Source organism: Halomonas sp., from assembly GCF_041689495.1.
In the GTDB taxonomy this organism is placed as follows: domain Bacteria; phylum Pseudomonadota; class Gammaproteobacteria; order Pseudomonadales; family Halomonadaceae; genus Halomonas.
The window spans coordinates 1-1,465 of sequence record NZ_JBDNGD010000034.1; the positions used below are offsets into that span (position 1 = coordinate 1).

Below are 1,465 nucleotides of genomic sequence, written 5' to 3' on the forward strand. Positions count from 1 at the left end.
ACTGACAGGGTAAAGGACAGGAAAAAGGCCGAGATCAACGCTGGCTTGATGGTCGGCAGCATGAAGTGGATGACTCGCTTCATGGGGGCGGCATAGAGGTCCTTTGCCGCCTCGAACAAGGTCGGGTCGAGACCCACGAAACGCGAGTAGACGATCAGCGCCACGAAGGGGATCTGAAAGGTCACATGGGCGATGATCATGGTGACGAGCCCGGGACGAAACAGCCCCGTGAGGTCGTGGATCTGGACGAAGAAGACCATCTCCGAGATACCGAAGACGATATCGGGCAGCACGATGGGCAGATAGATCAGCACGATCAGCCAGCCGAGCTTGCGATGGCGGTGCCGGTACATCCCGTAGCCGATCAGGCTGCCGATCACCAGGGCAATCGCCGAAGAGGTGATGGCCAGAATCATGCTGTTGCCGAAGGCCGAAAGGATCTCTTCGTTGCCCAGCAACTGTCGATACCAGCGCAGCGAGACACCGGTGAAGGTGGCCGCGCTGTTGGCGGCATTGAAGGAAAACAGCACCACCACGATCAGAGGCAGGTATAGGAAGGTCAGGGTCAGCCACCAGAAGCCCACCAGGCCGCGCCTGAGTGTTCGCTTTCTCATATCACCACCTCCTCACCACCACCCAGACGCTTGCCAAGGCGACGCATGACGAAGAGCCCGATAAAAGTGGCGATCAGCATCAGGATCGCGCCTGCCGCCCCCAACGGCCAGTTGGACCCGCCGGCGAACTGGGTGGCGACCAGATTGCCGAGCATCATGCCCTTGCCGCCGCCAAGCAATTCGGGGATCACGTACATGCCGAAGGCGGGAATCGACACCAGCACGATGCCGGCCAGCAGCCCCGGCAGGGTCTGGGGGAAGACCGCGTGCCAGAAGGCGCGAACCGGCGAGGCGAAGAGATCCTGAGCGGCCTCCACCTGGGCGGTATCGAGCTTCTCGAAGGCGGAATACAGCGGCAGCACCATGAAGGGCAGGAAGTTGTAGACCAGCCCCAGGGTGACCGCGAAATTGGAGGGATAGAGCCCCATGTTGGGGGCGATCAGGCCGAAGGTTTCGGCCAGGTTCGAGAGCGGCGTGCCAGGGGCCAGCAGGTTCATCCAGCCGAAGGTACGAATCACCTGATTGGTCCAGGAAGGCACCACCACCAGCAGCAGCAGGATCGGCCGCCACTTCTCTCGGCAGGTGGTGATGTAGTAGGCGACGGGATAGGCCACGATCACCACCAGCCCGGTCGACACCAGGGTCTGCCACAGCGAACGCAAGAGGGTATAGAGATTGCCCGGACTCCAGCCCAGGAAGCCGAAGCCCGCCAGGCGCCGGAACGACTCCAGCGACAGCGGCATCTCGGGCTGACCGTAGGGGCCGTTGGTCATGAAGGCCACGCCCATCAGGTAGGCGCTGGGCAGGACCAGGAAGATGATGATCCAGGTCGCCCCGGGGGCCACGGTGAA

Annotated in this window: 2 protein-coding genes; both read right to left on the bottom strand. The window is 62.2% G+C overall.

The annotated features are described in order from the left end of the window. Positions 1 to 614: ABC transporter permease (locus ACESMD_RS01060; RefSeq protein ID WP_372609491.1), on the bottom strand; the 614-nt coding region annotated here is incomplete at its 3' end. Continuing rightward, positions 611 to 1,465 (bottom strand): ABC transporter permease (locus ACESMD_RS01065; RefSeq protein ID WP_372609493.1); only part of this gene is annotated, 855 nt, incomplete at its 5' end. The genes ACESMD_RS01065 and ACESMD_RS01060, both read right to left, overlap by 4 nt.